16 protein-coding genes and 1 other annotated feature are annotated in these 12758 nt (G+C 49.3%); all 16 genes read left to right on the forward strand.

Features of this window, described 5'->3' with window-relative positions; genetic code table 11:
• Positions 1–37: 37 nt before the first annotated feature.
• The 16 genes from ACR0QE_RS00590 to prmC all read left to right on the forward strand — a co-directional run bounded on the left by ACR0QE_RS00590 (position 38) and on the right by prmC (position 12491).
• Complete coding sequence (locus ACR0QE_RS00590) at positions 38–784, forward strand: ComF family protein (protein ID WP_432626444.1); 747 nt, start codon at positions 38–40, stop codon at positions 782–784.
• Positions 785–1251: 467 nt separating this feature from the next.
• A complete protein-coding gene (locus tag ACR0QE_RS00595) occupies positions 1252–1581 on the forward strand; it encodes a hypothetical protein (protein WP_432626445.1) in 330 nt (109 codons plus the stop codon).
• A gap of 284 nt (positions 1582–1865) precedes the next feature.
• Positions 1866–2015: a 50S ribosomal protein L33 gene (gene rpmG, locus ACR0QE_RS00600; RefSeq protein ID WP_177978515.1), complete on the forward strand. Its 150-nt coding sequence runs from the start codon at positions 1866–1868 to the stop codon at positions 2013–2015.
• Positions 2016–2027: 12 nt separating this feature from the next.
• Positions 2028–2231: a preprotein translocase subunit SecE gene (secE, locus tag ACR0QE_RS00605; protein WP_432626446.1), complete on the forward strand. Its 204-nt coding sequence runs from the start codon at positions 2028–2030 to the stop codon at positions 2229–2231.
• Positions 2232–2250: 19 nt separating this feature from the next.
• Complete coding sequence (nusG, locus tag ACR0QE_RS00610; RefSeq protein ID WP_432626447.1) at positions 2251–2766, forward strand: transcription termination/antitermination protein NusG; 516 nt, start codon at positions 2251–2253, stop codon at positions 2764–2766.
• Between the two features lie 78 nt (positions 2767–2844).
• A complete protein-coding gene (gene rplK / locus ACR0QE_RS00615) occupies positions 2845–3270 on the forward strand; it encodes a 50S ribosomal protein L11 (RefSeq protein WP_177978521.1) in 426 nt (141 codons plus the stop codon).
• 58 nt (positions 3271–3328) lie between these two features.
• Positions 3329–4024 carry a 50S ribosomal protein L1 gene (gene rplA / locus ACR0QE_RS00620; protein ID WP_432626448.1) on the forward strand — a complete coding sequence of 232 codons (696 nt, stop codon included), beginning with the start codon at positions 3329–3331 and terminating at the stop codon, positions 4022–4024.
• Positions 4025–4067: 43 nt separating this feature from the next.
• Positions 4068–4203, forward strand: a sequence feature (ribosomal protein L10 leader region).
• A gap of 28 nt (positions 4204–4231) precedes the next feature.
• Positions 4232–4723 carry a 50S ribosomal protein L10 gene (rplJ, locus tag ACR0QE_RS00625; RefSeq protein WP_432626449.1) on the forward strand — a complete coding sequence of 164 codons (492 nt, stop codon included), beginning with the start codon at positions 4232–4234 and terminating at the stop codon, positions 4721–4723.
• Positions 4724–4813: 90 nt separating this feature from the next.
• A complete protein-coding gene (gene rplL / locus ACR0QE_RS00630; protein WP_432626450.1) occupies positions 4814–5188 on the forward strand; it encodes a 50S ribosomal protein L7/L12 in 375 nt (124 codons plus the stop codon).
• 268 nt (positions 5189–5456) lie between these two features.
• Positions 5457–5663 carry a cold-shock protein gene (locus tag ACR0QE_RS00635; RefSeq protein ID WP_177978529.1) on the forward strand — a complete coding sequence of 69 codons (207 nt, stop codon included), beginning with the start codon at positions 5457–5459 and terminating at the stop codon, positions 5661–5663.
• Positions 5664–5827: 164 nt separating this feature from the next.
• Positions 5828–6568, forward strand: a complete 741-nt coding sequence (locus ACR0QE_RS00640; RefSeq protein WP_432626451.1) for a polysaccharide deacetylase family protein — start codon at positions 5828–5830, stop codon at positions 6566–6568.
• 15 nt (positions 6569–6583) lie between these two features.
• On the forward strand, positions 6584–7903 hold the full coding sequence (locus ACR0QE_RS00645; protein WP_432626452.1) for an AAA family ATPase: 1320 nt from the start codon (positions 6584–6586) through the stop codon (positions 7901–7903).
• A gap of 247 nt (positions 7904–8150) precedes the next feature.
• A complete protein-coding gene (gene rho / locus ACR0QE_RS00650; protein ID WP_432626453.1) occupies positions 8151–10097 on the forward strand; it encodes a transcription termination factor Rho in 1947 nt (648 codons plus the stop codon).
• 137 nt (positions 10098–10234) lie between these two features.
• Positions 10235–10438 (forward strand): 50S ribosomal protein L31, encoded by a 204-nt coding sequence (gene rpmE, locus ACR0QE_RS00655; protein WP_177978537.1) that lies wholly within the window; start codon positions 10235–10237, stop codon positions 10436–10438.
• Between the two features lie 206 nt (positions 10439–10644).
• Complete coding sequence (locus ACR0QE_RS00660) at positions 10645–11622, forward strand: DUF1385 domain-containing protein (RefSeq protein WP_432626454.1); 978 nt, start codon at positions 10645–10647, stop codon at positions 11620–11622.
• Positions 11619–12491: a peptide chain release factor N(5)-glutamine methyltransferase gene (prmC, locus tag ACR0QE_RS00665; protein ID WP_432626455.1), complete on the forward strand. Its 873-nt coding sequence runs from the start codon at positions 11619–11621 to the stop codon at positions 12489–12491. Before ACR0QE_RS00660 ends, prmC begins: the two co-directional genes overlap by 4 nt.
• Positions 12492–12758 lie beyond the last annotated feature (267 nt).

The following is a 12758-nucleotide window of genomic DNA, read 5'->3' on the forward strand; positions in this document are numbered from 1 at the left end:
AGACGGGAGGCGTGGCAAAATAGGAGGCGTAATAAATATGATAAATGTGAAAAAATGGTTGAGGAGCGGTCAGGCAGAAACGCTTCTTGGCCTGCTCTTTCCGAGGCGCTGTCCCGTCTGCGCAGAGATTGTGGAGCCGCCCGGTGAAAAAATCTGTCCGGCGTGTCTTCGCAGCCTCTCTCCGGTGCGCGAGCCTTGTTGCAAGAAATGCGGAAAAGAAATTTCGGACCGGCAGGGGGAATACTGTCCGGACTGCATGCGTCGTCCAAAAACGTTTGATTCGGGTGCGTCACTCTTGAATTACAATGAGACGGCACGCCGGTCAATGGCGTCGATCAAGTATAAGAATCGCCGTGAGTATCTCGATTTTTATGCACAGGCGATGAATCTTCGATTTGCGAAGAGAGTGCGGGTCTGGGGCGCTAAGGCACTTGTTCCGGTTCCGATTCATTCGTCGAGAAGGCGAGAGCGTGGCTTTAATCAGGCAGAAGAACTCGCAGAACGGCTATCGGACTACTGGGGGATTCCAGTTGATACGAAACTTCTGATCCGAAAAAAGAAAACACTTCCGCAGAGAGACCTCGGTCCATCTCAGCGATTGAAAAATCTTCAGGAGGCATTCGACCTCCATTCGTCCGTTTCGGACAAAATTCCAGAGTCTGTGATTATTATTGACGATATTTATACGACAGGAAGCACCATTGAGGCGTGCAGCCGGATCTTGAAAAAGGCAGGGGTGAAGCGCATTTATTTTCTCGCGGTCTGTATTGGAAAAGGAAGGTAGCGAGAAGGTTGCGGGGAAAATGAAGTGTGAAGGAAAGCAAAATAATTTTAAGTTGGGGTAGTCCACAAAGATAAAAAGATCGGTCTAGTAAATGGTAGGGAAGATGGGGAGGGCTCTGTCGTCGGGAAAGTTCAGGCAAACCCGTGTGAAACGTCAGTGCTTAGGTCGCGTATTTTGCGACCTTATGCACTGCTACGTTGAACCCGGAGCGAGAGAGAGTTTGCATGACTTGTCCCGCGAACAGAGCCCGTATAACATGCGCAAATTGTAGAATTCCTATATATATATAAAATAATTGTATAGGGCGATAAAGTGCGCTATACTGTGTGAGAATCTTTCTGCACTAAAAATTCCGTAGAATACTACGGTAGCGGTAACGGAGAAATTTGAAAGATAAAGGTTTTATGGATAAAAATAGGACAAAAATTAGGATAACAGAATGAAAATGGGAAAGGCGGGATGGATAGATGAACGAAGAAAAGCCAAAGAACAGCAATGAAAATCAGATTCCGAAAACAGATTTTGAATTTTGGGAGTGGCTTGTGGATCATCAGGGGGAGACGTTTTTTACGGCGAAGCATCTTGCGTTTACCTACCAGATTCGGGGCGGGGAGATGTTTGTCGATCGCAGATCAAAATCAATCACCCGCGCGACCGTCTGCGGAGCATTTTCGAGGATTCTTGCGGATCAGAACCATGAGATTTTTGGACCGAAGGCACTCAACTGTTTTGGCGCTCCGTATCTCTGGGCGATTCTCGTTCACCTCGGTCTTGCAGTTCCGGGAAAGAAAAAATAGAAAAGGAAAATATAATCGAAAAGTATAAACGAAAAATATAAATAAAAAATACAAATAATAAAATCCAAATAATAAAATACAAATAATAAAACTTCAAACAAAAACCCGGAAAAAGCCTGATAAAATAAATATTGACGAATCACTTTTCGTGTGATATAGTAATGTGGCGAATGGAAGAGCTTAGGTCTTTTTTTTATGCTCAAATTTTGCCGGAATCCGGCGAGGAGGAGAGCATGGCAAAAAGAGACTGAAAAACAACGAAAATTTAAGTGGAGGTGGAAGTCGTGCGCACAAAGATTACACTGGCATGTACGGTTTGCAAACAACGTAACTACAACATGACGAAGGATAAGAAGACCCATCCGGACCGCATGGAAACTAAGAAGTATTGTAGATTCTGCAAGACTCATACTTTGCACAAAGAGACCAAATAAGGAGTGTGAATTATGGGAGAGGCTGCAGGAACTGAAAAGGCTCCCGTTAAGAGTTTTTTCAAGGGTTTTAAAGCTGAGTTCAAGAAGATCGTATGGCCCGACCAGGAGACGGTTGTGAAACAGACGATTTCGGTGACTGCGATCAGCATTGTGCTGGGCGCGATTATCGCAATCCTTGATTTCATCATCAAATGGGGCCTCAGCTTCATTATTTAACTAAGGCGAGGGTGATAAGATGTCAGAAGCAAAGTGGTATGTAGTTCATACCTATTCAGGCTACGAGAACAAGGTAAAAGTTGACATTGAGAAGACGATCGAGAACCGTAACCTCCAGGATCAGATCCTGGAAGTGTCCGTCCCGATGCTGGAAGTAGCAGAGCTGAAAAATGGCGTGGAGAAACTGGCAGACAAGAAAATGTTTCCAGGATATGTGCTGATTCACATGATCATGAACGATGATACATGGTATGTAGTCCGCAATACCCGCGGCGTAACCGGTTTTGTAGGACCGGGCTCCAAGCCGGTACCGTTAAGCGAGGAAGAGATGGAGAGTCTCGGATTCACAAAGACGGAGCTGGCAGTAGACTTCGAGATCGGCGATATGGTGGCAGTGACCGCCGGCGCTTGGAAGGATACGATCGGTGCGATCAAGTCAATCAATGAGAGCAAGAAAACCCTTACGATCAGCGTCGAAATGTTCGGCCGGGAAACTCCGGTTGAACTGAACTTCACAGAAGTGAAGAAAATGTAACAGCAAACTAGGCTGGCATCGTGCCGGCTGGTGGGAGGGAAATCCCCGACAATACCACAATATTAGGAGGTCATTATCATGGCAAAGAAAGTAACTGGCTACATCAAATTACAGATTCCGGCAGGCAAGGCTACTCCGGCTCCGCCAGTAGGTCCTGCACTGGGTCAGCACGGCGTTAACATCGTGCAGTTTACCAAGGAGTTCAACGCAAGAACCGCAGACAAGGGCGATCTGATCATCCCGGTTGTTATCACGGTTTATGCAGATAGAAGCTTCAGCTTCATCACCAAGACTCCGCCGGCTGCAGTTCTGTTAAAGAAAGCCTGCAAGATCAAATCCGGTTCCGCAACCCCGAACAAGACGAAGGTAGCTACCATCTCCAAGGAAGATCTGCAGAAGATCGCAGAGACCAAGATGCCTGACTTAAACGCAGCAAGCCTCGAGGCAGCAATGAGCATGATCGCAGGTACTGCAAGAAGTATGGGTATCACTGTTGAGGAGTAAGTCGAATTAGAAACGTGGGAGGGAAATCCCCGACAATACCACTAGGAGGTTATTTATAATGAAACATGGAAAAAGATACGCGGAAGCAGCAAAAGCAGTAGACCGTTCCGTATTTTATGATGCAGCAGATGCGATTGCACTTGTAAAGAAGAATGCATCTGCAAAATTTGATGAGACCGTTGAGGCTCACTTCAGAACCGGATGTGACGGACGTCACGCAGATCAGCAGATCCGTGGTGCAGTAGTTCTGCCGCACGGAACCGGTAAAGTTACCAGAATCCTTGTATTCGCTAAGGGTGTTAAGGCTGATGAGGCTCAGGCAGCTGGTGCAGATTACGTTGGAGCTGAGGAACTTATTCCGAAGATCCAGAACGAGGGATGGCTGGACTTTGACGTTGTTGTAGCTACTCCGGATATGATGGGCGTTGTTGGTCGTCTGGGTCGTGTACTTGGACCGAAGGGCTTAATGCCGAACCCGAAGGCTGGTACCGTTACTATGGACGTAACCAAGGCTATCAACGAGATCAAAGCTGGTAAGATTGAGTACAGACTTGATAAGACCAATATTATCCACGTGCCGGTGGGTAAGGCTTCTTTCACAGAGGAGCAGTTAGCGGACAACTTCCAGACGCTTATGGATGCAATCAACAAGGCTAAGCCGGCTACTCTGAAGGGCGCATACATCAAGAGCGCAACCCTGACCTCTACCATGGGCCCGGGCGTTAAGCTGAATGTTGTAAAGCTGGTTCAGTAATAGCAGTAAAAAAAGATTGACAATCCAGATATAGTATGTTATCATACACAAGTATTGACTGCCGAAGACAGCAGGTGCCGTAAGGCATAAGGTGAAAACGCCTGCCGAGGAACGTACAAGTTTTTGATTGAATTTGTAGAGCCTCTCTGTCTTGACGGAGAGGCTTTTTCCGTGCAGTCTCCAAAATATTATAGGAGGAAGACATTCATGGCAAAGGTAGAGTTAAAGCAGCCGGTAGTGGCTGAGATCTCTGAATTGCTGAACGGTGCTGCATCCGCAGTAGTGGTTGACTATCGTGGACTGACTGTTGCTCAGGATACTGAGCTTCGTAAAGCCCTGAGACAGGCCGGCGTTTCTTACAAGGTATACAAGAATACCCTGATCAAGCGCGCTGCAGAAGGCACTGAGTTCGCAGCTCTGGATCCCAACCTTGAGGGACCGACCGCAATCGCAGTATCTAAGGACGATGCAACTGCTCCGGCAAGAGTTCTGGCTGAGTTCGCAAAGAAGGCTGACAAGCTGGAAATCAAGGGCGGCGTTGTAGAGGGTACTTACTACGATGCAAAGGGAATGCAGGTTATCGCAACCATCCCGTCCAGAGAGGTTCTGCTGGGCAAGCTGCTTGGCAGCATCCAGTCTCCGATCACAAACCTGGCTCGCGTCCTGAATCAGATCGCAGAGAAGCAGGCAGAGGCTTAATTCGAGAATTAATGCTTCAACTGAGGCAGTGTGCATAGCACGCTGACGAAATTTAACAAAACCCAATTAAAATTAATGGAGGAAAATAAAATGGCAAAGTTAACCACCGCAGAGTTTATCGACGCTATCAAAGAGTTATCCGTATTAGAGCTGAACGACCTGGTAAAGGCTTGTGAGGAAGAGTTCGGCGTATCTGCAGCAGCAGGTGTTGTTGTAGCAGCAGCAGGTGCTGGTGAGGCAGCAGCTGAGGAGAAGACCGAGTTCGACGTAGAGCTGACCGAGGTTGGCGCTAACAAGGTTAAGGTTATCAAGGTTGTTCGTGAAGTAACCGGTCTGGGCCTGAAGGAAGCTAAGGACGTCGTTGACGGCGCACCGAAGGTTCTGAAAGAGGGCGCTTCTAAGGAAGAGGCTGAGGATATCAAGGCTAAGCTTGAGGCTGAGGGCGCTAAGATCACCCTGAAGTAATTCAGAGAATCTTAAGACTCGTGATGATATCACAGACGGGCTGCGGATTTATTCCGCAGTCCGTTTTTATCTCAGTCATAGGCGGGGATTCTTTCCAAAACTGCTTGACAGAAACCTTGCTGGGTGTTAAACTGAACTCGTATTTTGATATGAGCTTTTGATTCACATATTTTTGTAAGTCATGAAGTGCATTTCATGATTCACAAAAATATGTGATTTTTTTGTTTCATGAGAAATACAAATATTTATCTATATAGGAGGCAGTACTATGAATAAGGGTACCGTTAAGTGGTTCAACGCAACGAAGGGATATGGTTTCATCACCAACGATGAGTCCGGTGAGGAAGTATTCGTACATTTCTCCGGTATCGTAGCTGATGGCTACAAGACTCTGGAAGATGGACAGAAGGTTACCTTCGATACCGCTGAGGGCAATCGTGGTCTGCAGGCTGTAAACGTACACGTTGTAGCTTAATCAGAGATTTCTGCAAAAGCTGGGAGGACTGTGCACCGGATGAGCGATTATTCGATGCATGGTCTTCTTTTTTTAGTTTTGTTTATTTCACAGGAAAGAATCTCATAGGAAAGAAACCCGTGCATACGTTATAGAGAATTCGAAAAATCGAGGGTGCAAAGCCGGTGAGAATGAGAGGGGCGAAGAGACTGCTGTTTGCTCTGATTCTGTTTGATGGATTGCTGTTTGGCACTCTGGGTGCGGTGGTTCAGACGGGGAGATTTGCAGACGGGGCTTTGCAGGCGGGAAGTGTGATGAAACCTGCAGAGCCAGAGCCGGAGGAAGGACAAGAGCAGGGAATAAAAAGCGTTCAGAAACTTCTGGCACTGACATTTGATGACGGACCGAGTGCGGAATGCACAAAGGTGCTGCTAGATGGCCTGAAACAGCGCGGAATTCATGCGACATTTTTTCTGATGGGGGAAAATATTCCGGGGAAAGAAGCTCTTGTGGTGCGGATGAAGGAGGAGGGACACCTGATTGCCAATCATGGGTACCGCCATGTCCAGATGACGCATGAGGGTGAGGAGGCAGTTGCAGAGTCCGTGGAGAAAGCGCAGGAGATGATTGAAGCGATCACCGGGGAGGAGCCGGAATTTCTCAGGCCGCCCTACGGGGACTGGAATGAGAAGCTTGCGGAGCGCTGTGATCTGACGACGGTATTCTGGAATGTGGATTCTCTCGACTGGAAGCTGAGAAATGTGGAAAAAATTGTGAGGCGGGTAAAGAAACAGGTCAGGAACGGGGATATTATTCTGATGCACGATATTTTTCCGGAGTCGGTAGAGGCGGCTCTGGAGCTGGCGGATCAGCTTGGTGCAGAGGGCTACATGTTTGTGACAGTGGATGAATTGCTGATTGACTAAAAAAGGGGCATGGAAATGGATTTATTTGACTATATGAGAAGCTCGACGCAGGAGAAGGAGTCTCCGCTGGCGTCGAGAATGCGGCCGACGACACTCGAGGAGGTAGTGGGGCAGAGACACATTATTGGAAAAGATAAACTGCTCTATCGTGCGATCAAGGCGGATCAGCTGGGATCCCTGATTTTTTATGGTCCGCCCGGCACCGGAAAGACGACGCTCGCGAAGGTCATTGCCAATACGACGAAGGCAGAATTCAAACAGATCAATGCGACGGTCGCAGGAAAGAAGGATATGGAGGATGTCGTCCGCGAGGCGAAGGATGCGCTCGGCATGTACGGCCGCAGGACGATCCTTTTTGTGGACGAGATTCACCGCTTTAATAAGAGCCAGCAGGATTACCTTCTCCCGTATGTGGAGGACGGAACCCTGATCCTGATTGGTGCGACGACGGAAAATCCGTACTTTGAGGTCAACGGGGCACTCCTCTCTCGCTCGCGCATTTTTGAGCTTAGGTCACTCGAGAAAGAGGATGTCAAAGAGCTGATTTATCGTGCAGTCAGAGATGTTCAGAAGGGAATGGGAAGTTACCGCGCCGTCATCGATGAGGATGCGGCAGATTTTCTTGCGGATATCTCGGGCGGGGATGCGAGAGCGGCGCTGAATGCAGTGGAACTCGGTGTCCTGACAACAGAACGTGATCCGGCGGACGGGCTGATTCACCTCACGCTTGCGGTGGCGCAGGAGTGCATCCAGAAGCGCGCCGTCAATTATGATAAGGACGGGGACAATCACTATGACACGATCTCCGCGTTTATCAAAAGCATGAGGGGATCGGATCCGGATGCGGCTGTGTATTATCTCGCGCGCATGCTCTATGCAGGGGAGGATATCAAGTTCATTGCGCGCAGAATCATGATCTGTGCGGCGGAGGACGTCGGAAATGCGGATCCGCAGGCGCTCACAGTCGCAGTCAGCGCAGCTCAGGCGGTGGAGCGCCTTGGAATGCCGGAGGCGAGAATTGTGCTCTCTCAGGCGGCGCTCTATGTTGCGACGGCTCCGAAGAGCAATTCTGCGATCTGTGCGGTGGATGAGGCGATGGAGGCGGTGAAGAACCAGCGTGCGATGCCGGTTCCGGTCCATTTGAAGGACAGACATTACAAGGGCGCAGAGAAACTCGGGCACGGAGAGGGATATAAGTACGCGCACGATTATCCAAACCATTACGTGAAACAGCAGTATCTGCCGGATGGAATGGAGGGTCAGACCTTTTACCGCCCATCGGACAATGGCTATGAGCGTCAGATCCGGGAACACATGGAATTTCTGAAGCAATAAAAAAGACTTTCTTTTTTTGAAAATTCGTTTTATAATGGAGAGGACGACAGGGGGACCGCGGAAGGTCCTCCGCAAGTTCGTGATCCGTGATCAGAGTTTTCTTATATCTGTTTTGATACCCAACTATTTTTGGATAAAATTAAAAATACAAATAAAGAGAAATAAAATCGGAAATAGAAATTCCATATTAAAAATCTGAATATCACAAAGAACACATAACAGCAAGGAAAAGGACTGGAGAGATTGTATGCGAGAAAAATTACAGACTTTATCATTGCCTCAGCTGAAAGAGATGGCGAAAGCGCAGGGCATTAAGGGCTGCACCACGATGCGCAAGGCAGAGATTATTGATACACTTTGCAAAATTGCAGAACAGGAAGAGATTATTAAGACGGCAGTTGCACCGAGAGCAACTCTGAACGCAATCAGTGCGACATCATCGAAGGCATCTGCGGCTCCGGCAGTGACAGAGAATGCAGGAGCCGGGGCGCAGGAGAGCCGTGAGAATCGTGATGGATCGGAGCCTGCGGGTCAGCAGGAGCCGGGACGCATGGGCCGCGCAGTGCGGGAGACTGCCGACGGACGTGAGCGAAGAGAGAGCCGGGAAAGCAGAGATAACCGGGATAACAGAGATAATCGCGAGAACGGCCGTGAGAATAACCGGGAAAACAATCGTGAAAATTCCCGGGACAATAACCGAGAGAACCGTTACACCAGAAATTCCCGGGACAATAACGGGGAGAACCGTTACACCAGAAATAACTACAACCGCGAGAATTATACCCGCGACAATTCTTATGCAGGACGTGACAATTCATCGGAGACGAGAGAAAATAAATACAGTCGTGATACCTATGTGATGCGTGATAACCGGGACAACAGGGACAGCCGCGAGAATTTCTCGGATAACCGCTATTACAATGATAACAACCGCAGTTCATCAGAGGGAAATCCGATCGAGGAGCAGGACGGAGCAGAGCTGCGCTATGGCCGCGAGATGCGTCAGGCGCGCCCGATGATGCGCCAGCCGGAGACGCTGACGGCTCAGGAAGTTGCAGAGCTTGACAGCGGAAAGGAAGCGCAGGGAATCCTTGAGGTTATGCCGGACGGCTTTGGTTTTATCCGCTGTGACAATTTCCTTCCGGGAGAGAATGATGTCTATGTCGCTCCGTCCCAGATCCGGCGCTTCAATCTGAAGACCGGAGACATTATTTCCGGAAACCAGAGAGTGAAGACGGCAGCAGAGAAATTTGCGGCTCTGCTCTACATCCGCAATGTCAATGGATATCCGATCAGTGTGATCGAGAAGCGCCCGAATTTCGAGAGTCTGACTCCGGTGTTCCCGAATCAGCGTCTCCACATGGAAACTCCGGGAAAGAGCAGCACGGCGATGAGAATTCTCGATCTTTTAGCTCCGGTCGGAAAAGGCCAGAGAGGTATGATCGTATCTCCGCCGAAAGCCGGAAAGACAACCCTGCTCAAACAGGTGGCGCAGGCAGTCACGACGAATCACCCGGATATGCATGTGATCATTCTGCTGATCGATGAGCGTCCGGAGGAGGTGACGGATATCAAGGAATCCGTTGTGGGACCGGAGGTTGAAGTCATCTACTCGACGTTTGATGAGCTTCCGGAGCGCCATAAGCGTGTATCGGAGATGGTGATCGAGAGAGCAAAGCGTCTCGTTGAGCATGGAAGAGATGTCATCATTCTTCTCGACAGCATCACGCGTCTCGCGCGTGCCTACAACCTCGTTGTTCCGCCGAGCGGACGTACCCTCTCCGGAGGTCTTGACCCGACAGCCCTGCACATGCCGAAACGCTTCTTCGGTGCGGCCCGCAATATGCGCGAGGGCGGAAGCCTGACGATTCTTGCGACGGCACTTGTCGACACCGGAAGCCGTATGGACGATGTCATTTACGAGGAGTTTAAGGGAACCGGAAATATGGAGCTTGTGCTCGACCGGAAACTCTCGGAGAAGAGAATTTTCCCGGCGATCGATATTCTCAAATCCGGTACGCGCCGGGATGATCTGCTCTTGACGAAGGAAGAGGCAGAGGCGGTGGACATCATCCGCAAGGCGACAAATACGATGAAGCCGGAGGAGTCCGTGGAAAAGATTCTCGATCTGTTTGCGCGCACGAAGACAAACAGGGAATTCGTGGAAAATGCTAAGAAAATGCGGTTTTATTGATGAAAGCTACTTGTCAACGAAATGTTTGTGTGATATAATAACAAAGCTGTTTATAGGCGTGACGTGATTTTAACTGTTCAAGGAGCGGTTAGATGATCACAATAGTATAGAATTGAGAAAGTGAAGAGGTGAAAATCATGAGAGAAGGAATCCATCCGGCATATTATCAGGCAAAGGTTACCTGCAACTGCGGTAACGAGTTCGTAACCGGTTCTACCAAGAGCGAGATCCACGTAGAGGTTTGCTCCAAGTGCCACTCTTTCTACACTGGTCAGCAGAAGGCTGCTGCTGCTCGTGGTCGTATCGATAAGTTCAACAAGAAGTACGGCGTTCAGGCATAAGCATAACGTAAGCCAAACAAGGTTGAGACGGAAGTGGAGACACTTTGTCTCAACCTTGTTTTTGTTTCATGGAAAATATTTGTTTCTGCACACAGGCTGGGATTTTCTGAAGGGAAGATTCTGTATGGGAGAGCGGTGGGAGCAAATTTTAGCGTGGACTTTTTTAGTGGCAGATTAGTGACAGAGATTTGCAAGGAGATTAATGAATGAAATATTCCGGTATCGGCGGCCAGGCCGTCATTGAAGGAATTATGATGAAAAATAAAGACGATTACGCGACAGCGGTGCGCAGGCCCGACGGCGTGATCGAGGTGAAAAAGGACACGTATGTGAGCCTGACGGAGAAGGTGAAGTTCTTCTCGCTCCCGTTTGTGCGCGGTGTCTTCAGCTTTGCGGATTCGATGATCCTCGGCATGAGGAGTCTGAGCTATTCCGCAAGTTTTTTCGAGGATGACGAGGAGGATGCGAATTCTGAGCCATCCAAGCTTGAACTCTGGCTGGACAAGACGTTCGGGGAGAAGACAGAGAAGGCGTTGATGGGATTTGTGATGGCGATCTCCTTTCTCTTCGCGATCGTCATTTTTATGATTGTGCCGATGCTGATTGCGAACGCGTGCCGAAAAGTGATCCACTCGGACACTTTGATGGCGATTCTTGAGGGTGTGATCCGAATCGCCGTGTTCGTGGCGTACATCAAGGTGATCTCGAGGATGGAGGATATCAGCAGAACATTCCAGTATCACGGTGCGGAACACAAGTGCATCAACTGCATTGAACACGGAATGACGCTGACGGTTGACCATGTGCGGGAGAGTTCCCGTTTCCACAAGCGTTGTGGAACGAGCTTCCTGATCATTGTCATGCTGATCAGCATTCTGTTCTTTATGGTGATCCGTGTAGACAATGTATGGCTCCGCATGGTAAGCCGCATTCTTCTGATTCCGGTGATTGCGGGAGTATCCTACGAGTTTCTCCGCCTTGCGGGGCGCAGTGACAACTGTCTTGTCAATCTGTTCAGCAAGCCGGGTATGTGGATGCAGAGCCTGACGACGAGTGAGCCGGATGACGGGATGATTGAGGTTGCGATCCAGGCGGTTGAGGCAGTATTTGACTGGAAGACGTATCTGCGCGAGAATTTTCCGGATACGGTGATTTTGGAAGATGAGAAGGCGGTGCAGGAATGACGCTTTTTGAACTTTTGACACAGGGGACAGAGTGTCTTGAGCGTGCCGGAAGCCCGGATGCGGGAAATGATGCGAAGCTGTTGCTGCTGGAAGCGTTTGAGCTTGATATGACGCATTTTCTGTTGAATCGCATGCAGGCGTTATCAGAGGATGAGGCGACGAAGGCAAGAGAAGAAAAGTACCGGGAATGGATTGGGAGCAGGGCGAAACGCGTTCCGCTCCAGCAGATTCTTGGAAGTCAGGAATTCATGGGAATGGAATTTTTCGTGAATGAGCATGTGCTGATCCCGAGACAGGACACGGAGACGCTTGTGGAGCTGGTGCTTGAGCGGGAGAAAAATACGCAAAAGAGAGTGCTCGACCTGTGTGCAGGTTCCGGCTGTATCGGAATCAGCCTTGCGGTGCTTGGCGGTTTTTGCTATGTGGCGGAGGCGGATCTCTCGGAGGAGGCGCTGGGGGTTACGCGAAAGAATGCGGAGAATCTTGCGAAGAAAACGGGGACAAGAATCGACAGTTTTCACGGGGATCTGTTTGATGCGATTCCGGATGGGACAGAAGCGTTTGATATTCTGGTGTCGAATCCGCCCTACATTCCGACAAAGGTCATTGCAGGACTGGAGCCGGAGGTTCGCGACCATGAGCCGATGATGGCGCTTGACGGAACTGAGGATGGACTGCTCTTTTACCGCAGGATTGCGAAAGAGGCGGGAAGCGTTCTCGCACCGGGGGCTGCGGTTTATCTTGAGATCGGATACGATCAGGGAGAGGCAGTCAGTGAACTTTTGCGCAAGCAGGGATTTACAGAGGTTGAGGTTCACAAGGATCTCGCCGGAAATGACCGGGTGGTGTGTGGAAGATTTGTTGGGTAGCGGAGTTTGCTTTGCTATCTTGCTATTGATTAAGTGCTGTTACGTTACGGCTCCGATGGCGGGTAAAGTCATGCAAACGCGTTTCCACTCCGGGTTCGACGTAGCGGTGCATAAGGTCGTAAAATACACGACCTAAACACCGACGTCTCACACGGGTTTGCCTGTACTTTCCCGCTACGGAGCCTGTTCCCTGAAATTTAAGGCGATGTCCGTACATCCATTCAGAGCTATATTGGGTGTTTACTGATTTTAGTTGCAACTGTAAGT

The sequence above is a fragment of the Brotaphodocola sp. genome, assembly GCF_050873065.1.
Lineage (GTDB): Bacteria > Bacillota > Clostridia > Lachnospirales > Lachnospiraceae > Brotaphodocola.